Consider the following 21,940-nt stretch of genomic DNA (forward strand, 5'->3'; position numbering starts at 1 on the left):
CTGTGGCGAAGTCTGGGGGATTAAACGCATTCTAACGTTGGAGTATTTATGCCACACCCTGACCAAATGGAGGGGGGCTCCGAAAAAACAAGCTAGCCCAAAACGCGATGCCGCAGAGCCGGAAGGCTTTGGCGGACGGATGCAATACGCGCGGCATCAATCGCTCCGGCGGCCACGCCCGCACCTTCCTCCACCACGGCCACGATCTCGCCCCACGGGTCGATCAGCATGCTGTGGCCCCAGGTCCGGCGGCCGTTTTCGTGTTTGCCGCCTTGCGCGGCGGCCAGCACGTAGCATTGGTTTTCGACCGCACGCGCCTTGAGCAGCGTTTCCCAGTGCGCCTCGCCGGTGGTGTACGTGAACGCGGACGGCACGACCATCAACGCGCAGTCGCCCATTTTTCTGTAAAGCTCGGGAAACCGCAGGTCGTAACACACCGACAACCCCACGCGTCCGAACGGGGCTTCAAACGTACGCACTTCGGTTCCCGGACAGATCGTGCGGGCTTCATCGAAGGATTCCGTGCCTTTCTCGAAATTGAAGAGATGAATCTTGTCGTAGCGGGCAACCTGCTTGCCGGACGGATCGAAGACCAGAGTGGTATTGAGCACGCGCGCCGCTTCAGGCGATTCCAGCGGCAAGGTCCCGCCGATCACCCACACGCGATGTTCGCGCGCCGCGTCCGACAGGAACTGCTGGATCGGACCGTGCCCGGGCGTTTCGCGGATCGCGAGCTTGTCCGTGTCCTTGAACCCCATGTAGCAGAAATATTCCGGCAGCAGCACAAGCTGCGCGCCATCGCGCGCGGCTTCGGCAATCAGCCGTCCCGCTTCCGCAATATTGCGCTCGCGATCCGGCGCGCTCACCATTTGCAGCGCGGCTACGCGGAATGCCCCGGGGGTGCCTTCGCTTGATTTTTCGCTCATGTCAGCCTGCTAAAAGGGGCGCGATGGTAACCGAAATCGCTTGTTGCCAGCCTGTGTGATCTTCACTGAAACGCTATTAAAAAGATCAGTTGGGCACGGTGGCAGCGGGAATTTCGATCTTACCCTGATCGCCTTTCACCCGCTGAATGACGGGTTTCGACCACGAGCCGGTAATGGAATAGTCAATCGTGAACGCTTTTCCAATCGACTTCGATAGCAGCAGGTCGGCCACCAGCGTGCCGATCCCGAGCAAAGGATTGATCACGGCGGCGCCCAGCGCCACGGCGCCCGCGCTGATGGTCGGGATGACCTTGGCGTGCAGGTCCTGGGTTTCCTTCGGCAGATCGACCAGCCCCTTCAGCTCGACGCGTGCCGGCGCCGTGATCATCGTGAAATCATTGGTGCGGCCGATGCCATTCTGAACCGTGCCCGAACCCGTGATTTTTTCGAACGGCAGCCCTTTGCCGACCACGTCCTGGAAATTCAGCGTGAGGAAGTGCGCGAGGCTTTGCAGGCTGAGCACGCCGAGCAGCTTGGCCGCGCCCGGATTGACCTTGAGAATCTGGCCATGATGCAAGTCGACGTCCAGCTTACCGTTGAGCGTGGGCAGGTCGACTGCAGCCGGACTACCGTCCCAGCCAAGCTGGCCCGTCAGCGTGCCTTTGCCGTTCTTCACCGTCCGTGGCAAGCCGAGCCGTTCGACCAGCGCACCGGCATCCATGATGTCCAGCTTGAAATCCACCGCGGTGCGGCGGGGGGCGTTGTCGTCGGCGTCGGCTGGAAAACCGACGGGACCGCTGATCGTGCGCCAGTTGGCCGTGGCCGAAAGTGTCGCGTCCGGGTTGCTCAAATCCAGCTTGTCCAGATGCCAGACCGGCACGTTGTCTTCCACGTCGTTGCGCGCGTCCACCTCAAGGCGTCCGAGCGTGCGCCCGCGCACCACGAGTTCGTTCACGATCAAATCGATGGACGGCATGTTGGCCGGCGGCTTGCGGATCATCTGTGTGACCAGGTCGGTTTCCTCCTTTCCCGGGATCACGACCTTCGTGAACCGCGCCTGCAACGCGCCCGGACTGCCCTTCGTCGCGCCCGGCATCCATTGCGCATTGCCCGTAACCTGATCCGACGCAATGTTCGCCTGCCACTTGCGGTCATCGCCGAGATTTGCGCCTATTGCCACATCTTCCCAGCGCCGGTTGAGCAGCTTGATCGTGGCGAAATGCAGCGCGAAGCGCTTGGGGAGGAATTGCTTCATCGCCTGCGATTGCGATTGAGTCTGCGGGTCCGGCTGTGGCATCGGTCCCAATTCGGCGATCAGCTTGCGCCACGCATCGGCATCGAGTTCGTCGATATCCACCGCAGCCGTCACGCCCTGTCCCGGCAGATCGGCCGGTTTGTTTACGCCGATAGCACCACGTTCCACGATCGGCGCTTCCTTGCCGGTCTGTTTGAGCAAGTAATGCGCATTCACCGGCCCGAGCGTGAGTTTCGCGTCGTGCTCCTGGGCCGATCCGGCCACCGGCGTGAACGTGAACGAGACGGGCATGGGCGTGCCCTCGCTCTTGTTGAAGGGCGCCGGAAAGTCCAGGCCGAGGCCGGTCAAGTCGGAGTTGGCCTCGACTTGCGGCAACGCGTTTTTCACGCCGCGCACGCGCAGGTCGTACGGTGCGGTGCCGCTGATGTGCTTGAGAATCTGCGCCGCTTGTGCCTGATCGCGCGCGTTCAGGCTCTGGGCCGCGTCGCCACCTATGCGGCCGCTTACATCGAAGGCATAACTGCCGTCGGGTTTCACGCCGCCGGTACCACGCACGTCGCCGCCGAGGAATTTCGCCGTGAGGCCATCGAGCGACGCGGTCTTTTCGCCGAACCGCGCCCGCCCTTTGAGATTCGATAACGGCGGCAACGCAGCGTATGCAAGCTCGTTGCCGTTGAACGTGAGCGCGCCTTTGTAACCCACGTGCGGCCGTACGCCGGGCGGCGGCGCGACCCGCGGAATTTCCAGTTGCAACGCGAGCGCGGCGTTGCCGTTGGCGCGGATCTTCGTCGACACGTGGTGTGAGAGCGCGCCAAGCGAGCTGTCTTCCACGTAACGAAGCATGTCGGTGATCGGGCCATGCGCGTCGGCGTCGATCAGCAGCTTCGATTCGCGATTGCCCAGGTCTTCAATCCGTCCTGTCGTCTTGACGACGCTCACGCCGAGATAATGGCCGCGCGAAATATCGAAGCCCAGCTTGTTTTCGGCGAGATGAAACGTCCCGTCAATACCATCGAACGCCGGCCACACATTCGGGGTGCCGTTGGCCATGGTCTTGGGCGGATAGGGCGTGGGCTCGAACTTGCCGCCCGAGAAGGGCGCGACGATGCGGAACTGGCCGGCATCGGGGAACTTTGCGTAAGGGAATTTCGTCAGGTCGCCGTGAATCTCGATGGTGGCGTTGCGCGAAACGCCGGATTGCAACGCGTGGCCCAGATACACGCGTAGTTTTTCGCTGATGCTAGTCGGCAGATAGTGCACGAGGCTCGTCACATTCAGGCGCGCGGCCTTGGCCTTGAGATCGAGGGAACCGCGGCCTTCGCCTTCGTTGCGATAGTCGGCCGTCGCACTCGCTTCGGCGTCCGCATTCTTGACGTGCAGCGTCTCCACGTGGGCGGTGATCGCCTTGTGCGGCTTGCCGGGCGCGTCGGTGAGCGTCCAGGTCACGCGGCCGTCGATCTGATCGAGCACGAGACGCGGGTTATCGAAGACGCCGGGGATGGTGATCGCGGTATTTTTCGTATCGATAACCGCGCTGCCGTGATCCTGATCCGCGTCAATACTGCCCCACAGGTTTTCCACGCCCGGAATCCCGGCCCGCGGGTGGTTGTTGATCGTCAGGCCCGGCGGCGGTTCCTGGGCCTGCACGCTCACGCCGCGCAAGTCGCCCTTGACCGTGTAGCGTATCGGCGGCTCGGCGCCCGTCTGCCGCTGAGCCAGCATTTGAGCGTGGGTCGCCGGTCTGGGCCGCTCGGTTTGCAGCGTGTAGTTGGCAATCTGGCCGCGCGGGTTGAATCGGATCAGATCGTTTTGCGCCTTCGATGGCAACGGCAGCGTGCGCAAGAATTCGCCGAGAATGCCGAGATCGACGACATCGCCCGATACCCCGAACATCTGCCCGCGCTGCAAGGTCGCTGCGCGGTAATGGCCGGTTAGCGTATGCAAGGCCAGCAGGCGAGACACTGGCGTGCCGTCGGCGAGCGGCGGCTGGCCGAGTTCTGCGTGCAGGTTTGCCAGGTGCAGCGTGTATTCGTCGTCCTGTTGCGCAAGATCCCAGTGGAAGTCCGCGATCGGCACGTCGAGACGCGGCTGCGTTGGACGCACGCGCAACGCGATGTCGGAGCCGGTCAGGTCGCCGCCCGCTGATTGCAGCTTGCCGCTCGCGAAGTCGAGCCAGATGCGGTTGTCGAAACGTCCGCCGTAGGTCGCGAATGGCATCGTCGCGTACTGCGAGAGCTTGGGCAGATCGACAGGACCGGTCGACAGATACGCCTGGCCCGTCCAGTTCGCCGGCCGGCCGGGCACGCTGAAGCGGGGCGTGGTGAAGTCCGCGCGGAAGTCGAGCGGCCCGTGCAGCAGGTCGCCGTCGGGGGACGCCTGCAACGCCAGCCGATGATGCGGGCCGTCGTTGAGAATAGCGAGCTTGATACGCTTGAGCGCGAGTTCCGGCGCATTGCGCTCGCCGTCGTGCCAGCGCAGCGTGCCGTCGCGCAGCACGATGGCTTGCTGCCTCAGCAGCCAGGTCATGAACGCGTCGTTGCCCGTGTGTTTCGCCTGGATCGGCACGCCGGCCACGCTGAAGGTTCCGTCGGCGGCGCGCGAGATGACGACGTCGGGGCCATCGACGGTGAGATTCGAGAGCAGCGGAATGGGACCCAGCAGCGAGCGCCACGCGACCGTCGCGCTGGCGTGCGGCACGGCGAGACCCGGCGTGCCGTCGGCGGCGTCGATCCGGAGATTGTCGATATCGAATGAAGGCTCGAAGCCGGACCACTTCGCCGTGATACGTCCGATGCGCAACTGCGCATGGATCTTCGACGAGACCATTTGCTCGATGCGCGGCTTGAACACATCGATTTGGGGAAGCACGGCGTAACGCAGCGCGAGATAGATCCCGGCGACCGCGAAATAGACCACGGCAACCAGCACCAGAAGGACTTTGAGCACCCGCGACAACGCGAGCTCGGCGCGACCACCTAGCTTCACGGGTACAGCTTCAGGTGGGTCGGCGAATTCCTTTCGGTCGGACATGCTGCGGCGGGTCGGCGATATGGTAGGTTTTCGAGATTTGACGTTGAAATGTAACACAGCGCGCAGCGCAAAAAACTGCGGGAACACGCTACCATGCGGCCGCTAAGCCGCGCCGGACGGCGTTCTGCACACCTCGCGCCAATGTGCGCAAAAGCCCCGGCGCACTGCCGGACTTGTTTGTGAGCAATGACTGAGCCCGACTTTTCATGACCGACGCCGTTTTGCTGAGTGCCAGCGCTTCCCACTATGCCGCGCGCGTGTATGCCGCGCGTCCCGAATTGCCGGCTGCTATAGCCGAATGGTCGAAGGTGCCGATTCGCCGCGCCTGGATAGAAGCGCGGCTGAACGCCCTGTGCGACGCGTGTTCGGCGCGTTCGGCCAGCGGCCGGCTTGATGAAGCCGCGCTCAAGACCGCGCTGCGGCGATTGCGCATCGAGGTCTTCTGCACGGTGATGGAACGCGATCTCGCGGGCCTCGCGCCGGTTGCCGAAGTCACGGGCGCCATGACCGATCTTGCCGAGCTGACTATCCAGCGCGCGCTCGCGGTGTTATCGGCGGATCTGGAAGTCACGTTCGGCGAGCCACGGGGGCCTGACGGACAGCGCTTGACGCTGGGTGTAGTGGGAATGGGGAAGCTCGGTGGACGTGAGTTGAATGTGTCGTCGGATATTGATCTGATTTTCGTCTATGAAGAAGACGGTGAGACGGCAGGCGGCGAACGCGCGGCGTTGTCGACCCAGGAATATTTTACGCGGCTCGGCCGTAAGCTCATAGGCGCATTGGCCGAGGTGACGGAAGACGGTTATGTCTTTAGAGTCGATATGCGGTTGCGGCCGAACGGCGATGCCGGCCCGCTCGCTTGCGGGCTCGGCATGCTCGAAGAGTATTTCTATGTGCAGGGCCGCGAATGGGAACGGTACGCGTGGATCAAGGGGCGGCTGGTCTCCGAGGGTGAAAGCGAAGCGGCGCAACGGCTTGCGAAGCAGCTCGACGCGCTCGCTACGCCGTTTATCTACCGGCGGTATCTCGACTACGGCGTGATCAGCGCGATTCGTGCGCTGCATGTGCAGATCAGGCAGGAAGCGCAGCGGCGCGCGTCGATGCGACCGGACAAAGCCGATGACATCAAGCTCGGTCGTGGCGGCATTCGGGAGATCGAGTTCAGCGCGCAGGTGTTTCAACTGATCCGTGGCGGCCAGATTGCCGATCTGCGGATTCGTCCGACCTTGTCCGTGCTGAATCGCGCGGCGGCGCACGGGTTGATATCGGCGAATGTGTGTAGCGAACTTACCGAGGCGTACTTGTTCCTGCGCAAGCTGGAGCACCGCTTGCAGTATCGAAACGATGCGCAGACGCACGCCATGCCGGTCGCGCCGGACGACCGCGCAGTGCTTGCCGATGCAATGGGCTTCGCTGATTACCCGGCGTTGACCGATGCGCTGGAGGCGCATCGGACGCGCGTTGAGCATCAGTTCGACCAGACTTTCGCCGATAAGGTGAAGGGCGACGGCGGTTGCGCGGTCGCGGAAGATTCGGCGGCGTCGTGGGTCTGGAGCAGCGCGCTTGCCGACGACAGCGCCGAAGAACAGTTGGTCGAGCGCATGACCGAACTGGGTTTCACCGATGCCACCGCGGTGCTCACGCGCCTGCGCAACGTGTGGAAGTCCACGCGATACGAAGGTTTGCCCGAGCGCAGCCGGGAGCGGTTCGATATTGTCGCGCAACGTGCGCTCGAAGCCGCGAAGGCCGTCGAGCCGCCCGAGCGGCGCGGCGACACCATTGCCCGGCTGTTCGACCTGCTCGAAGCGGTCAGCCGTCGCGGCGCTTATCTGGCGTTGCTCACTGAATATCCGGCGGCGCTCGAGCGGGTGTTGTCGGTGCTTGGCGCGTCGCGTTGGGCGGCGGGATATCTGATCCGCCATCCGCAGCTTCTTGATGAATTGCTCGACGATGAAGTGATCGCGAGCCCCTTCGACTGGGCGCAATTTCGCGAATCCTTGCGCGCGCAGATTGCCGCCGCCGATGGCGCCGAGCAGCAGATGAACTTGTTGCGACACGCACATCAGGCAGAGGTGTTCCGCATTCTGCTGATCGACCTGAGCGGCAAGCTGACCGTTGAACATGTGAGCGACCTGTTGTCGGCGCTGGCCGATGCCGTGCTTGATGTCACTATCGAAACGGTGTGGTCGCAGTTTCCCAAGCGTCACCGCGAGGTACCGCGCTTTTCTGTGATCGCTTACGGGAAGCTGGGCGGGAAGGAGCTGGGTTACGCGTCGGACCTGGACCTGATTTTCCTGCACGACGACCCCGACGAAGCCGCCGCCGATATCTACGCGATGTTCGCGCGCCGGCTGGTCACGTGGCTCACGACGGCAACGGGCGCGGGCACGTTATTCGATGTCGATTTGCGGCTGCGTCCGAATGGCGAATCGGGTTTGCTGGTGACGAGCCTGGAATCGTTCCGGCGGTATCAGATTCGTGAGGGCGATGCCGCGAATACGGCATGGGTCTGGGAGCATCAGGCGCTGTCGCGGGCGCGTTATTGCGCCGGCGATGCCGAGATTGGCGAGCGCTTCGAGGAAATTCGCGCCCAGGTTCTCACGATGCCGCGAGACGCTGCTGCGTTGGCGCAGGAGATTGTTGCGATGCGTGAGCGCGTGGATGCCGGGCATCCGAACCGGAGCAAGTTATTTGACCTGAAGCACGACCGCGGCGGGATGGTGGATATAGAGTTCATCGTGCAGTATTGCGTGCTGTTGCACGCGCGCGAAGACGCTGAATTTATTCGGAATATGGGCAATATTTCGCTGTTGCGACTGGCCGCGGGGTTCGGGCTGATGAGTGCTGAGGAGGCGGAAACGGTGGCGGCTGCGTATCGGCGGTATAGGAAGTTGCAGCACACGCTGAGACTCGACGGGATGGAGAAGGCGCGGGTTGAACCGGATGTTGTGGTGGCGGAGAGGGAAGCGGTAACGGGGCTTTGGAAGCGGGTATTTGGGTAGGTTTTCGTTCGCACTCGGGGTTCTGTTTGGGTGGGGCGGCGGTAGTGGTCGCGGGTCAATGCCGGGGTCGGGGTTTCGGCGTTAGCGGTCGGGGTTGATGCTGGGTTGCTGCTTTCAGTGTTAGCGGTCTGCGAGAGTCGGATTTTCTCTTTATCACTATTAGCCACTGTGCGTGGCGGCACGTCATTTCTTTGTCCAAAGCGACAAAGAAACGAAGCAAAGAAAACGCTTTTAAACCACGCTACCCTAAGTGTCCACAGCGTGCAGTTTTCATTCATGGGTGCCCCAAAAGCACGGTGCTCGCGAGAGCGAAGGATGTTTGAACCCCTCCTTCTCGCGAATCCTGACACGAACACGCTTCGCCCCGTACGCTCTCGGGCAAGCACAATTGCTAAGGAACCCGCACGGCCCCACCCGCATTTAAGGCTTCGTTTCTTGGTAGGTTCGGTGAGTGGCTTGCGTTGGAGGGCCCCCGTGGCCAGCTTCGCCAATCACAGCCTGATGTGTATTTTCGCCACCAGTGATTGAACCTGCCCAAGGTTCACCCCGCGCTATCCGCGGACAACCTCCCACCAAATCAGTACGCGCCTCCAACCACGCCGCCAACCCGTCAAGAAACGAGGCTGCGAAGATATCCTGGGCTGTAGCCCACGAAAATAAGCGCGCCGACCGAGCAGCTAACCCACAAAGAAGAACCGCAGAAGCAAATACGCGTTAGGCCGTGCTGGTTCGTGGGCGCCTCGTGCTTGCCCGAGAGCGTACGGGGCGAAGCGTGTTCGTGTCAGGATTCGCGAGAAGGAGGGGTTCACACATCCTCCGCTCTGGCGAGCACCGTGCTTTTGGGGCACCTATGAATAGAAACTGCACGCTGTGGACACTTAGGGTAGCGTGGTTTGAAAGCGCTTTCTTTGCTTCGTTTCTTTGTCGCTTTGGACAAAGAAATGACGTGCCGCCACGCACAGTGGCTAACAGTGATAAAGAGAAAATCCGACTCTCGCAGGCCGCTAACGCCGAAAGCACCAACCCGGCATTGACTCAGACCACTAACCCCAGAACCTAGCACCCCGGCATAGACCCCCGACCACTAACCCCAGAACCGACCACCCCAGCACCGACCCCCGCCCACTAACACCGCCCCACCCAAACAGAACCCCGAGTGCGAACGAAAATCCCTTCTTACGCGGCCAACATTTCCTTCGCATGCTTACGCGTGGTGGCCGTAATCTCAAGCCCCCCGAGCATCCGCGCAACTTCTTCCACCCGTTTCGATTTATCCAGCGGCGTAACGGTGCTAACCGTTCCCCCCGCAGAATCACCGGCTTTAGCCACCTGGAAATGATGATCGCCGCGCGCCGCGACCTGCGGCAAATGCGTCACGCACAGCACCTGCCGGTCGCGGCCGAGTTGATGCAGCAAACGCCCGACCACTTCCGCCACGCCGCCGCCAATCCCCGTATCCACTTCATCGAAAATCAATGTGGGAGTCGGACTCGCCGTGCTCGCAATTACCGCCAACGCGAGACTGATCCGCGCGAGTTCGCCGCCAGACGCGACCTTCGCCAACGGCCTCAACGTCACGCCCGCATGCCCAGCCACCCGGAATTCGATCTGCTCAAGCCCGTTCGCACCGCCCTCTGCAAGCGGCACGAGCGCGACTTCAAAGCTGCCGCCGACCATCGATAATTCCTGCATGCCCTTGGTGACCGCCTTGCCAAGCGACTTCGCGGCTTTCCCGCGCGCCTTCGACAACACCGTCGCTTCCGCCAGATAAACCTCTTTCGCCTTGGCAACCGCCGCGCGCAGTGCATCGAGATCAGCGGCGGCATCGAGCGCCGCCAGCTGTCTGCGCCGCTCGGCATGCTCCTCGGGCAACGCTTCGGGCTGCATGCGAAACTTGCGCGCGGCCGAATGCAGTTGTTCCATCCGATGCTCGACCTGCGCCAGCCGGTTCGGGTCAAGCTCAAGCCGCTGAGCGTAGTGCGAGAGCGAATATGAGGCTTCCTGCAATTGAATCTCGGCGGGTTCGAGCGAAGCCAGCACGTCGGCGAGCGCAGGGTCGATATCGACAAGACCGCGCAGCTTCGACACGATCGCGGAGAGCTGCGTGATCATGGCTTCGTCCGACTCGGACAGCGCGTTCAGCGCGCCCTGCACACCGTCGATCAAACTCGCCGAATGCGACAGCCGATGATGCTCTGCGCTGACCTCTTCCCACTCACCCGGCTGCGGCGCAAGTTTGTCGAGTTCACTCAGTTGCCATGCGAGACGCTCGCGTTCCAGTTGCAACTCGCGATCGCGGTTTTGCGCGAGTTCCACCGCATGCGTTGCGTCGCGCCAGACCCGGTGCGCCCGCGCTACTTTCTGTGCCGAGTCGAGCAGGCCCGCGTGAGTATCGAAGAGTTCGCGCTGGGCGTCCGGGCGCATCAGCAATTGGTGGGCGTGCTGGCCGTGGATGTCGACGAGCATTTCGCTCAGTTCACGCAATTGCACGAGCGTGGCCGGCGTCCCGTTGATAAACGCCCGTGAACGTCCGCTTGAATCGACTACGCGGCGCAGCATGACCGTGTCGGCGTCGCCGGCAGCCAGCGCGTGCTCGTCCAGCCAGCGCGAGACTTGTGCGTGAGTAGAAAACTCGGCGGTGATGTCCGCGCGCGCTCCTCCGGCCCGCACGATGCTGGCGTCGGCACGCGCGCCGAGCGTGAGCGCGAGGGCATCGATAAGAATCGACTTGCCGGCGCCGGTTTCGCCTGAAAAGACGGTGAAGCCGCGCTCGAACTCGAGGTCTAGCGCGGCGACAATGACGAAGTCGCGAATCGAGAGATGACGGAGCATGGGCGTCTTAGAGTTTCGTGGCGTCTTCGTGCGAGGGATATTCGTTCCAGTGCAGCTTCTTGCGTAGCGTGGCGTAATGGCTATAGCCGACCGGATGCAACACCGGCACGGTATGACGCGAACGCCGCACTTCAATGGTGTCGTTCAGTTCGACCGCGGTAAACGACTGCATGTCGAAATTCACGTTCACGTCGCGCCCGCCAATAATCTGGATATCCACTTGCGAGTCGTCGGGCAGAACAATTGGACGATTCGACAGCGAATGCGGGGCGATGGGTACGAGTACAAAACCCTGCAATTGCGGATGCAGGATTGGTCCGGACGAGGAGAGCGCGTACGCGGTCGAACCCGTGGGCGTGGCGACAATCAGGCCGTCCGAGCGCTGGTTGTACATGAAACGCCCGTCCACCGACACACGCAGTTCCGCCATGCCCGAAAAGCCGCTGCGATTCACCACGACGTCATTGAACGCCAGCGCGTGATAGATCGGCCGGCCGTCCCGGACAATGCGCGCTTCGAGCAAGGTCCGCTCTTCGCGCTCGAAACTGCCGGCGAGCATTTGAGGCACCAGCTCCTGCATTTCGGCCAGCGTGATGTCCGTGATGAACCCGAGCCGCCCGTGGTTCACGCCAATCAGCGGCGTGCGATACGGCGCGAGCTGCCGGCCAATGCCAAGCATGGTGCCGTCGCCGCCGAGTACGACCGCGACGTCCGCGCGCGCTCCAATTTCCGGCGCAGTCAATGCGGGGTAGTCAGTCACGCCGACGTCATGCGCCGTTTCCGCTTCGAACACGACGTCGAAGCCGCGTTTCACAATGCACGCGGCGAGCGCCGTCAGCGGCTCCCTGATGCCGGGCGTGTTGTTGCGCCCCACGAGCGCGACAGTCTTGAATTGGGTGCCAATTTCCATGCCGGCATTACACCATAGGTGAGTGTCGAAAAGAACCGCGCGCCACGTCCGCGGTGCCTACGGCTTGTCTGTATACGCTAAGCCCCGGGCGTGACGGGGAATTGTCGTTAGAATGGTGCGGATCATGAATTGATGACGGGTGAATGACAAAAATACGTCAATCGTCGTCGCACTATTTGCTGCGCTCGCTGTTTCCTTACACGTTGAGCTAAACTTTCCCCATGCTAGACCCACGTGCCCAGACCCTCCTCAAGACGCTGATCGAGCGCTATATCGCCGAAGGTCAGCCGGTCGGTTCCCGCACGCTGTCCCGTTATTCCGGACTCGAGCTCAGCCCGGCCACCATCCGCAACGTCATGTCGGACCTGGAGGACCTCGGGCTGGTGGTGAGCCCGCATACGTCTGCGGGCCGGATTCCCACGCCACGCGGCTACCGGCTCTTCGTGGACACCATGCTCACCGTCGAAACTACCGACGACGAAGCCATGACCTCCGCTGTCAAGATCAAGCTGCAGGGCGGCGAGCCGGCGAAGATCGTGGCCGCCGCGGCTAGCGTGCTGTCGAACCTGTCGCAATTCGCGGGCGTCATTCTCACGCCGCGCCGCAGCCACATGTTCAAGCAGATCGAGTTCATGCGCCTGTCTGATAAACGCATCCTGCTGATCATAGTGACGCCGGAAGGCGACGTGCAGAACCGCATCATGGCGACCCAGCGCGACTATTCGCCGTCGCAGCTCACCGAGGCGTCGAACTATATCAACGCGAATTTCGCCGGACTGTCCTTCAACGAAGTACGCCGCCGACTGCGCGAGGAAATCGACGCGCTGCGCGGCGACATGACCTCGCTGATGCAGGCAGCGGTGGCCGCGAGCGTCGACGAAACGGATCAAGGCGACACCCTGCTGATTTCCGGCGAGCGCAACCTGCTGGAAGTGGCGGATCTTTCCTCCGACATGGCGCGGCTGCGCAAGCTCTTCGACGTGTTCGACCAAAAGACGAGTCTCCTTCAATTACTCGATGTCTCGAGCCACGCGCAAGGCGTGCAGATATTTATAGGCGGCGAGTCGAATCTCGTGCCAATCGAGGAAATGAGCGTGGTGACCGCGCCCTATGAAGTGAACGGGAAGATAGTTGGCACGCTGGGCGTGATCGGACCTACGCGGATGGCGTACAACCGCGTGATTCCCATTGTTGATATCACCGCGCGCCTGCTCTCCCTCTCGCTCAGTAGCCAGCAATAGTGCAATAAGCCGTCTGCCGGTCCGGCCCGCAAAATGCTGCGAATCCCCCCGGCAGACAACCCATCTTGCCTTGTCCCGGCCCCGTTCACCACTCGGCCGTTCGGCCGATGTTGCGTTCCGAAACGCGCCGCTATAATGGGTTTCACTTACTTGACCGACACGGGCTTCACAGCCTCTCCCCTTTATGCGCTACGACCTCGAGTTGCCTTCGCAGCCTTCCGCTTCGCATCGCGTTGCGGTGCTGCTGATCAACCTCGGCACGCCGGATGCGCCCACGCCCAAGGCCGTGCGCAAGTACCTCGCGCAGTTCTTGTCGGATCCGCGCGTGGTGGAAATTCCTGCGCTCGCGTGGCAAGTCATCCTGCGGCTGGCAATCCTGCCGTTTCGCGGCCGTGCGTCAGCCAAGAAATATGCCCAGGTATGGCTGCCCGAAGGCTCGCCGCTGCGGGTCTATACGGAAAAGCAGGTGGAGGGGTTGCGGCGCTTGTTCATGGTGAACGACTATCACGTGATTGTTGACTACGCCATGCGCTACGGCACGCCCGGGATTCCGGCCATGATGAATCAACTCAAGCTGGAAGGCGCCGAGCGCGTGCTGCTCGTACCCATGTATCCGCAGTATTCGTCGTCGACCACGGCTACGGCGTTCGATGACGCGTTCAACGCCTTGCGCCGCGTGCGCAATCAGCCGGAATTGCGCACCATCCGCCAATATGCCGACCATCCGGCCTATATTGGCGCGCTGGCCGAGCAGGTGAGGGACTATTGGCGGCATCACGGCCAGCCGGACTTCGCGGCGGGTGACCGGCTGGTGCTGAGTTTCCACGGCGTGCCCAAGCGCACCATGGATCTTGGTGACCCGTATCATGACCAGTGTCAACAGACCGGTTCGTTGCTCATGGCTGCGCTCGGGTTGTCGCCGGTCGAATGCCGGGTGACATTCCAGTCGCGTTTTGGCCGGGCAGAATGGTTGCAACCTTATACCGCGCCCTCGCTCGCTGAACTTGGCGCGGCGGGTGTGAAGCGGGTGGACGTTTTCTGCCCGGGTTTTACGTCGGATTGCCTGGAAACCATCGAGGAAATCGGCATTGAAGTGCGCGATGAATTCCTGCACGCTGGCGGCAAGGAGTTTCACCGGATTCCATGTTTGAACGCATCACCGGCCTGGATCAAGGCGCTGGGCGAAATTGTCGCGCAGCACCTGCAGGGCTGGCCGGTGCAGGCGCCGCAAACGCTGAGCGCAGCCGCATAGACCACCGCATTGACCAGTTACCATTGACCACTCGTGAACTACCAGATCTCAACTGACGCCAGCGCGCGCCTTCGTATCGATAAATGGCTCTGGGCAGCGCGGTTTTTCAAAACGCGCTCGCTGGCCAGCGATGCCGTCGAGAAGGGTCGCGTGCGTATTGGCGGCGCGAATGTGAAGCCGTCCAAGGATGTGCGTGTTGGCGATCTCGTGGAGATCGAGATTGAACACGTGCTTTGGCAAGTGAACGTGCTGGGAATTTGTGAAGTGCGCGGTCCGGCGCCCATTGCGCAGACGCTTTACGCTGAAACGGACGCTGGACGGGAAAAACGCGTGGCGGAGAATGAGCGGAGGAAGACGTATCGTGAGCCGGCAGCCGCATTGCAGGGCCGCCCGACCAAGCGCGACCGCCGCATTATCGACAAACTTTCAGGCTCGGACTGAAAAACTGTTCCATGGTGGCCGAGACGCCGCCGTACTCCGTAGTGTGGTCGTTGACCGCGCCGGACATGCAAATAGTCGTGGTGCCGCCAACGAGTACCAATGCGACGATCGCAATAGCAAAGGTCAGTTTCATGGGCACCCCCTGTAACAACGCAACAGCTCTGAAAAGCGGACGCTAGAGCTGACTTGAAGCAAGCTTTAGCGATTAAAAGACTTGGATTCGGGCATTCGTAAGATTAGGGTTAACTAGCGCTTCCGAAGACATGTTCGAAGTGTAGGTGAGCAAGTCAACCGGCTCAATCTGAATCTGATGACAGGCCCAAAATGGTTGTAACCGGTCATTTCTGCAGGCTAGAAACAGCCCCGGAAAGCACGTGCAACCCCTTGAAAACGCTCATCTGAGCCTCAGATGGGTTTCTTAGGACGAACAAGGATGTCCCTCGCTTCACTCGCACTGTCCGCTGTTCGGGCCCGTTGCGTTTTTGCAACGTTGAGTTGGCGGTTATCATCGGCAGCTTTTTGATGGGCCGAAACCGCAACGTTGCGTTCGATTTCATCCGTTTTCACCCATAGCAAAATCTCAAGCGACATGGAAAACACGCAAGACAATTCCGCGAGCCAGAACCCCTCGCCCGCCGACAATACCGCGGCGGCTCAAACTATCCAGCAACCCGGCGTGCCGGACGGGAATTCCGCACCGGAAACCGTCGACGCAAACGAAACCGAGGCATTGCTCGCTGAAGCGCAAGCGAAGGCAGCATCGTTGCAAGAAGAGTTCTTGCGTGCGAAAGCCGAGACCGAGAACGTGCGGCGCCGGGCGCAGGAAGATGTGCAGAAGGCGCATAAATTCGCGATCGAAAACTTCGCGGAAAACCTGCTGCCGGTGCTGGACAGCCTGGAAGCCGCGCTGACGCATTCGTCCACCGACCTGGCAAAAGTCCGCGAAGGCGTCGAGTTGACGCTGCGCCAACTGACCGCCGCGCTCGAAAAGGGCCGTGTCGTCGAGGTAAATCCGGTTGGCGAGAAGTTCGATCCGCACCGCCACCAGGCTATTTCGATGGTGCCGGCCGAGCAGGACGCGAACACGGTGGTCTCGGTGCTGCAAAAGGGCTATGTGATTGCGGACCGCGTTCTGCGCCCGGCGCTCGTCACGGTCGCCGCGCCGAAATAAGCATTTCAGCCGGAGATGCTGCTGTCATGGCCAATATCCCTGTCGATGTCACCGCGTTTGCCGCTTTCGACATGCAGGAATTGAGCGCCGGGACGTTCGACGCCGGCCTCGAGTCGGCGGCGGACGAACTGGCCGTTGTGTATTTCTGGGGTTTCGAGTGTTTCAACTGCGAAATCGCGAAGAAGGCGATGCTCGCAAAACCGGATGAGATCCGGGCGCTCGGGCTGAAATGGTTTCACAGCAACATCTACGAGCATCGCGATCTCGGCCGCCGTTTCATGTTGCATGGCGTGCCAACGTGGTTCTTCTTCTACCGGGGCAAGCGCCTCGGACGAGCAACCGGCTGGCATGGGCTTGGCCAGTTCGAAGCCGCCGTCGCCGCCGCTCGCGAGAAAATTCGGGCGCTCGAAGCGAAGGGTTGAGCCGGTTAGCCAGAAAAAGTTTCAGAATGGCTGAAAAAAAGCGGGAAAGCGTCTGTTTCTGGTCTTGAAAACGATGCGAACGCTCTTATTTGGCGTACAGGGTTAAATTTTGGGCATCCGGCTAGCGGATTCGACCGTCAACCACGTCGAAAATGCGAAAACGGACCTGCTGCAATCAAAGTCAGGAGAGTGATAAAAATGGGCAGAATCATTGGTATCGATCTGGGCACGACGAACTCGTGCGTCGCGATCATGGAAGGCAACACGGTCAAGGTGATTGAGAACGCGGAAGGCACGCGCACCACGCCGTCGATCATTGCTTATGTGGACGACAACGAAATTCTGGTCGGCGCGCCGGCGAAGCGTCAGTCGGTCACGAACCCGAAGAACACGCTGTACGCAGTCAAACGGCTGATCGGCCGCCGTTTCGACGAAAAAGAAGTGCAAAAGGACATCGCCCTGATGCCTTACAAGATCGTGCGCGCCGATAACGGCGACGCCTGGGTTGAAGCCCGCGATCAAAAACTGGCACCGCCGCAAATCTCGGCCGAAGTGCTGCGCAAGATGAAGAAGACCGCTGAAGACTATCTCGGCGAAGAAGTGACGGAAGCCGTCATTACGGTTCCGGCGTATTTCAACGACAGCCAGCGTCAAGCGACGAAAGATGCGGGCCGTATCGCCGGTCTGGACGTGAAGCGCATCATCAACGAACCGACCGCAGCCGCGCTCGCGTTTGGCCTGGACAAGAATGAAAAGGGCGACCGCAAGATTGCCGTGTATGACTTGGGCGGCGGCACGTTCGACGTGTCGATCATCGAGATCGCGGACGTTGACGGCGAGAAGCAGTTCGAAGTGCTCTCCACGAACGGCGACACGTTCCTCGGCGGTGAAGATTTTGACCAGCGCATCATTGAATACATCATCGGCGAGTTCAAGAAGGATCAGGGCGTCGATCTGAGCCGCGACGTGCTCGCGCTGCAACGCCTGAAAGAAGCTGCTGAAAAGGCGAAGATCGAGTTGTCGTCGGCCGCTCAGACCGAAATCAACCTGCCGTACATCACGGCGGACGCGTCGGGTCCGAAGCACTTGAACCTGAAAATTACGCGTGCGAAGCTGGAGTCGCTGGTTGAAGACCTGATCGAACGCACGATGGAACCGTGCCGTATCGCGATTAAAGATGCAGGCGTGAAGGTCGGCGAAATCGACGACATCATCCTGGTCGGCGGTATGACGCGTATGCCGAAGGTGCAGGAAAAGGTTAAGGAATTCTTTGGCAAGGACCCGCGTCGCGACGTGAACCCGGACGAAGCCGTGGCCGTTGGCGCTGCGATTCAAGGCCAGGTTCTGTCGGGTGATCGGAAAGACGTGTTGTTGCTGGACGTGACGCCGTTGTCGCTGGGTATTGAAACCCTCGGCGGCGTGATGACGAAGATGATCAACAAGAACACGACCATCCCGACCAAGCACGCACAGGTGTATTCGACGGCTGACGACAACCAGAGCGCAGTGACGATCAAGGTGTTCCAGGGCGAGCGCGAGATGGCAGCAGGCAACAAGCTGCTGGGCGAGTTCAACCTTGAAGGCATCCCGCCGGCATCGCGCGGCACGCCGCAGATCGAAGTGAGCTTTGACATCGACGCGAACGGGATTTTGCACGTCGGCGCGAAAGACAAGGCAACGGGCAAGGAAAACCGCATCGTCATCAAGGCGAACTCGGGCCTGTCGGACGCCGAGATCGACAAGATGGTGAAGGACGCCGAAGCGAACGCGGAAGAAGATCACCGTCTGCGTGAACTGGCCGACTCGCGCAATCAGGGCGACGCGTTGGTGCACAGCACGAAGAAGGCCGTGGCTGAATACGGCGACAAGATCGAAGCGGCTGAAAAAGAGCAGATCGAAGCGGCGTTGAAGGATCTTGAAGAAGCGCTGAAGGGCAGCACGGCTGACAAGGCTGCGATTGACGCGAAGATCGAAACGCTGGCAACGGCGTCGCAGAAACTCGGCGAAAAGATGTATGCCGACATGGCTGCAGCGCAAGGTGCGGCGGGCGCGGCCGGGGCAGCGGGCGCAGCAGGCGGCCCCGGTGCGCAGGCGGCGCCGGAGCAGCACGACGATGTTGTCGATGCCGACTTCAAGGAAGTGAAGAAGGACTGAGTCGATTGAACCGCATCACCAGTTCGTCGATGAAGGAACCGGTCCCGTGCAGCTTTGATTTTGCACGGGACCGCGACGAAAAATGTCTTGCGCCCAGTTGAGCGTACGGACGAAGAACGCGCCTGGCGAGCCGAATGGCTTTCCGGGCACGTTGTTTTTTTAGAGGGCGCTGCGCTTCGTGCGGCTTGATTTGCGTGCTGGTCACTTATTGATCGCGCGAATCACGCATGGTGGCCAGGCGTCGACGAACCACATGAGTCGCGAGACTCCAGGCATCCAAGAGGGAGCTGCCGGACCTGATCTCTGATCAGGCGCGGTGGCGCTGAACCGATATGGCGAAACGGGATTACTACGAGGTTATGGGCGTCGCGAAGAATGCGAGCGACGACGAAATCAAGAAGGCTTATCGCAAGCTTGCGATGAAGCATCACCCCGACCGCAATCCGGATAACAAGGATTCGGAAGCGCATTTCAAGGAGGTCAAAGAGGCCTACGAAATGCTCTCGGATCCGCAAAAGCGCGCGGCCTACGATCAATACGGGCATGCCGGCGTCGATCCGAACATGGCGGGTCCGGGTCAGCAGGGTTTTGGCGGATTCGCCGATGCCTTCGGCGATATTTTCGGCGACATCTTCGGCCAGGCGGCCGGCGGCGCAGCGGGAGCCAGTCGTGGGCGCGCGGGTCCGCAGGTTTATCGCGGCGCGGATTTGCGCTACAGCATGGAAATCTCGCTGGAGCAGGCAGCACATGGCTACGACACGCAAATTCGCGTGCCGAGTTGGGTGAATTGCGAGATTTGCAAGGGCTCGGGTGCGAAGCCCGGCACCAAGCCGGAAACCTGTCCGACGTGTCAGGGACAAGGCACCGTGCGCATGTCGCAGGGCTTTTTCAGCATCCAGCAGACTTGCCCGAAGTGTCATGGCACCGGCACCCACATTCCTGAGCCGTGCGGTCATTGCCACGGCGCGGGCAAGGTGAAGGAAACGAAGACGCTGGAGGTGAAGATCCCGGCGGGTATTGACGACGGCATGCGGATTCGCTCGTCGGGTAACGGCGAGCCCGGCATCAACGGCGGTCCGAGCGGTGACTTGTACGTCGAGATTCACATCAAGCAGCATTCGGTGTTCGAACGCGACGGCGACGACCTGCATTGCCAGATGCCGATTCCCTTCTCCACGGCGGCGCTTGGTGGCGAGATTGAAGTGCCTACGCTGGCTGGCCGCGCGAGTTTCACCGTGCCGGAAGGCACGCAGTCGGGCAAGACGTTTCGGCTGCGTAGCAAGGGTATCAAGGGATTGCGCTCGAGCATTGCCGGGGACTTATATGTGCATGTGCAGGTCGAAACGCCGGTCAAGCTCACCGACCAGCAACGTGATCTGCTCAAGCAGTTCGAGCGTTCACTGACGGAAGGCGGCGCGCGTCATAGCCCGCAAAGCAAGAGTTGGTTCGATCGGGTGAAGAGTTTCTTCGATTGAGGTTCTCTCGACCAAGGCGATGATCATGCAGCAACGCCGCGAGGTTTTCGCGCTGCTCGACGATTGCGACTCGACCGCCGAAAGGCGGTCGAGTCGCCTGTACGCCAGCTTCTTGCATGAACGGTCGTGCCATGATCCCGCCCAACTCGACGCAGTGTGTGCGAGTGTTGAAGCAGACCTGCGCGACGGATTGCACGCCGTCATGCTCGCGGATTATGAATTTGGCCGCAATCTTCAGTTAGCGCAGCCCGGCGATGCCGCGCTGCGCTTTTTGTTGTTCCGCGAGTGCACGTTGTTATCGTGTGAAGAGGCGAGTCAATGGCTCGTCGCGCGTGATAACGGCCTGGCCGGCCAGCCATCCGTGGCGGGAGTCGCGAACGTTGAAGCGAGCGTGACGCCCGACGCGTTCGAGCAGGCCATCGCGGCCGTTCAGGACGCGTTGCAGGCCGGCGATTCCTATCAGATCAACTACACGTTCCGTCTCGCCTTCGATGTCTTTGGCTCGGCAGTTGGGTTGTATCGACGGCTGCGGGAGCGGCAGCCCGTGCAATACGGCGCGCTGATTGCGCTGCCCGACGGGCGCGATGTGCTCTCGTGCTCGCCCGAGCTGTTCATCCGGCGCGAGGGTGACGTGCTGCAGGCGCGGCCGATGAAAGGCACGGCGCCCCGCAGCGCGGACCCGGAATGGCTGCGGCTCGATCCGAAGAATCGCGCCGAAAACGTGATGATCGTGGATTTGCTGCGTAACGACATGTCGCGTGTCGCGGTTACGGGAAGCGTGCACGTGCCGCGCTTGTTTTCGGTTGAACCGTACACGTCGGTTTGGCAGATGACATCGACGGTGGAAGCACGGTTGCTTCCCGGTACCACGTTCGCACATATCCTTCGGGCGCTCATGCCGTGCGGGTCGATCACGGGCGCGCCCAAGCACAAGACGATGCAACTGATCGATGCGCTGGAAAGCACGCCGCGCGGCATTTATACGGGCGCGATCGGCTGGCTGGACAAGCGCCGGGACTTCTGTTTGTCGGTGCCGATCCGGACGCTGGAAATACAGCACGGCAGAGGCAGGATGGGCGTGGGCGCGGGCATTGTGCTGGACAGCGTCGCCGCCGATGAATTCGAGGAGTGCGAATTGAAGGCTCAATTCCTGATTGGCTCCGATCCGGGTTTCCAGCTCTTCGAAACCACGTTTGCGACTAAGGAAGAAGGGATTCGCCATTGGGATCTCCATCTTTCGCGGCTTGAGGCCAGTGCGCAATGGTGCGGCTTTCCGCTTGATCAGGCGAAGCTGCAGGAATGTATCGATGAAGCATGCGCGGGCTTCGAAGCGCAGGCGGGTTATCGGTTGCGGATTGCGTTGAGTAAAAGCGGTGAGATCACCGTGACGAGTGCGCCGCTCGTGCCGTTGGCGGCGTCAACGGTCGACGTTTTGCTGGCATCGGAATATGGCTTTGCAGCGCGATCGGCGGATGATCCGTTGCTCAGGCACAAGACAACGTCGCGTGAAGACTATGACCGTGCGTGGCGCGAGGCCGAAGCGCTAGGCGCGTTCGACATGCTGTTTTTCAACGAGCGCGCAGAGCTGACGGAAGGCGGGCGATCGAACGTGTTCGTGAGACTCAATGGCCGTTGGCGCACGCCGCCGCTCGACGCAGGATTGTTGCCGGGCGTGATGCGTGGCGTATTGATCGAAGAGCTGGATGCTGAGGAACGCACGCTGACGCGTGAGGACCTTGACCGTGCGGAATCGTTGATGATTTGCAACGCGCTGCGCGGCGCGATGCCGGCGCGGTTGACGCGGTTAGGTTAAGGAGGCGAACAACAAA

At 61.2% G+C, this 21,940-nt stretch carries 15 protein-coding genes; 9 read left to right on the plus strand and 6 right to left on the minus strand.

Annotation, left to right across the window (positions count from 1 at the left end):
• Nucleotides 1–92: 92 nt before the first annotated feature.
• Nucleotides 93–926, minus strand: coding sequence for a carbon-nitrogen hydrolase family protein (locus tag HB376_RS22530; RefSeq protein ID WP_213765881.1), 834 nt, complete (start codon nt 924–926; stop codon nt 93–95).
• An 85-nt stretch (nt 927–1,011) separates the two neighbouring features.
• A complete protein-coding gene (locus HB376_RS22535; RefSeq protein WP_213765882.1) occupies nt 1,012–5,211 on the minus strand; it encodes an AsmA-like C-terminal region-containing protein in 4,200 nt (1,399 codons plus the stop codon).
• A gap of 206 nt (nt 5,212–5,417) precedes the next feature.
• Between HB376_RS22535 and glnE the strand changes: the two genes are divergently transcribed.
• Nucleotides 5,418–8,213, plus strand: coding sequence for a bifunctional [glutamate--ammonia ligase]-adenylyl-L-tyrosine phosphorylase/[glutamate--ammonia-ligase] adenylyltransferase (gene glnE, locus HB376_RS22540; protein WP_213765883.1), 2,796 nt, complete (start codon nt 5,418–5,420; stop codon nt 8,211–8,213).
• 1,176 nt (nt 8,214–9,389) lie between these two features.
• Here glnE and recN read toward each other — a convergent pair.
• Together recN and HB376_RS22550 are read right to left on the minus strand one after the other, a co-directional pair.
• On the minus strand, nt 9,390–11,045 hold the full coding sequence (gene recN / locus HB376_RS22545) for a DNA repair protein RecN (protein ID WP_213765884.1): 1,656 nt from the start codon (nt 11,043–11,045) through the stop codon (nt 9,390–9,392).
• A gap of 7 nt (nt 11,046–11,052) precedes the next feature.
• Nucleotides 11,053–11,955 (minus strand): NAD kinase, encoded by a 903-nt coding sequence (locus HB376_RS22550; RefSeq protein WP_213765885.1) that lies wholly within the window; start codon nt 11,953–11,955, stop codon nt 11,053–11,055.
• Nucleotides 11,956–12,176: 221 nt separating this feature from the next.
• Between HB376_RS22550 and hrcA the strand changes: the two genes are divergently transcribed.
• The 3 genes from hrcA (at nt 12,177) to HB376_RS22565 (ending at nt 14,889) form a co-directional block, all read left to right on the plus strand.
• Nucleotides 12,177–13,196 (plus strand): heat-inducible transcriptional repressor HrcA, encoded by a 1,020-nt coding sequence (gene hrcA, locus HB376_RS22555; protein WP_213765886.1) that lies wholly within the window; start codon nt 12,177–12,179, stop codon nt 13,194–13,196.
• A 184-nt stretch (nt 13,197–13,380) separates the two neighbouring features.
• The gene (hemH, locus tag HB376_RS22560) at nt 13,381–14,448 is read left to right on the plus strand and encodes a ferrochelatase (RefSeq protein ID WP_213765887.1); all 1,068 of its coding nucleotides are present in this window, start codon (nt 13,381–13,383) and stop codon (nt 14,446–14,448) included.
• Nucleotides 14,449–14,481: 33 nt separating this feature from the next.
• Entirely contained in the window at nt 14,482–14,889 is a 408-nt protein-coding gene (locus tag HB376_RS22565) for a S4 domain-containing protein (protein ID WP_213765888.1), read from the plus strand.
• Here HB376_RS22565 and HB376_RS22570 read toward each other — a convergent pair.
• On the minus strand, nt 14,861–15,022 hold the full coding sequence (locus HB376_RS22570; protein ID WP_213765889.1) for a hypothetical protein: 162 nt from the start codon (nt 15,020–15,022) through the stop codon (nt 14,861–14,863). The two genes, HB376_RS22565 and HB376_RS22570, sit on opposite strands and share 29 nt — an antisense overlap.
• Nucleotides 15,023–15,294: 272 nt before the next feature.
• The gene (locus HB376_RS22575; protein ID WP_213765890.1) at nt 15,295–15,480 is read right to left on the minus strand and encodes a hypothetical protein; all 186 of its coding nucleotides are present in this window, start codon (nt 15,478–15,480) and stop codon (nt 15,295–15,297) included.
• Between HB376_RS22575 and grpE the strand changes: the two genes are divergently transcribed.
• The 5 genes from grpE to pabB all read left to right on the plus strand — a co-directional run bounded on the left by grpE (nt 15,479) and on the right by pabB (nt 21,924).
• Nucleotides 15,479–16,060 (plus strand): nucleotide exchange factor GrpE, encoded by a 582-nt coding sequence (gene grpE, locus HB376_RS22580; RefSeq protein WP_213765891.1) that lies wholly within the window; start codon nt 15,479–15,481, stop codon nt 16,058–16,060. The genes HB376_RS22575 and grpE overlap by 2 nt on opposite strands.
• Before the next feature lie 26 nt (nt 16,061–16,086).
• Nucleotides 16,087–16,482, plus strand: coding sequence for a thioredoxin family protein (locus HB376_RS22585; RefSeq protein ID WP_213765892.1), 396 nt, complete (start codon nt 16,087–16,089; stop codon nt 16,480–16,482).
• Between the two features lie 198 nt (nt 16,483–16,680).
• Nucleotides 16,681–18,636: a molecular chaperone DnaK gene (dnaK, locus tag HB376_RS22590; protein ID WP_213765893.1), complete on the plus strand. Its 1,956-nt coding sequence runs from the start codon at nt 16,681–16,683 to the stop codon at nt 18,634–18,636.
• Nucleotides 18,637–18,968: 332 nt separating this feature from the next.
• Complete coding sequence (gene dnaJ, locus HB376_RS22595; RefSeq protein WP_213765894.1) at nt 18,969–20,111, plus strand: molecular chaperone DnaJ; 1,143 nt, start codon at nt 18,969–18,971, stop codon at nt 20,109–20,111.
• Between the two features lie 19 nt (nt 20,112–20,130).
• Nucleotides 20,131–21,924 (plus strand): aminodeoxychorismate synthase component I, encoded by a 1,794-nt coding sequence (gene pabB / locus HB376_RS22600; protein ID WP_213765895.1) that lies wholly within the window; start codon nt 20,131–20,133, stop codon nt 21,922–21,924.
• Nucleotides 21,925–21,940: the final 16 nt, after the last annotated feature.

The sequence above is a fragment of the Caballeronia sp. dw_19 genome, from assembly GCF_018449515.1.
Taxonomy (GTDB): Bacteria; Pseudomonadota; Gammaproteobacteria; order Burkholderiales; family Burkholderiaceae; genus Caballeronia.

Coding starts and splice junctions, on each gene's coding strand:
- HB376_RS22530 (WP_213765881.1), bottom strand. CDS start 926: ATGAGCGAAAAATCAAGCGAAGGCACCCCCGGGGCATTCCGCGTAGCC.
- HB376_RS22535 (WP_213765882.1), bottom strand. CDS start 5,211: ATGTCCGACCGAAAGGAATTCGCCGACCCACCTGAAGCTGTACCCGTG.
- HB376_RS22585 (WP_213765892.1), top strand. CDS start 16,087: ATGGCCAATATCCCTGTCGATGTCACCGCGTTTGCCGCTTTCGACATG.
- HB376_RS22570 (WP_213765889.1), bottom strand. CDS start 15,022: ATGAAACTGACCTTTGCTATTGCGATCGTCGCATTGGTACTCGTTGGC.
- HB376_RS22575 (WP_213765890.1), bottom strand. CDS start 15,480: ATGTCGCTTGAGATTTTGCTATGGGTGAAAACGGATGAAATCGAACGC.
- grpE (WP_213765891.1), top strand. CDS start 15,479: ATGGAAAACACGCAAGACAATTCCGCGAGCCAGAACCCCTCGCCCGCC.
- glnE (WP_213765883.1), top strand. CDS start 5,418: ATGACCGACGCCGTTTTGCTGAGTGCCAGCGCTTCCCACTATGCCGCG.
- HB376_RS22550 (WP_213765885.1), bottom strand. CDS start 11,955: ATGGAAATTGGCACCCAATTCAAGACTGTCGCGCTCGTGGGGCGCAAC.
- recN (WP_213765884.1), bottom strand. CDS start 11,045: ATGCTCCGTCATCTCTCGATTCGCGACTTCGTCATTGTCGCCGCGCTA.
- pabB (WP_213765895.1), top strand. CDS start 20,131: ATGATCATGCAGCAACGCCGCGAGGTTTTCGCGCTGCTCGACGATTGC.
- dnaJ (WP_213765894.1), top strand. CDS start 18,969: ATGGCGAAACGGGATTACTACGAGGTTATGGGCGTCGCGAAGAATGCG.
- hemH (WP_213765887.1), top strand. CDS start 13,381: ATGCGCTACGACCTCGAGTTGCCTTCGCAGCCTTCCGCTTCGCATCGC.
- hrcA (WP_213765886.1), top strand. CDS start 12,177: ATGCTAGACCCACGTGCCCAGACCCTCCTCAAGACGCTGATCGAGCGC.
- dnaK (WP_213765893.1), top strand. CDS start 16,681: ATGGGCAGAATCATTGGTATCGATCTGGGCACGACGAACTCGTGCGTC.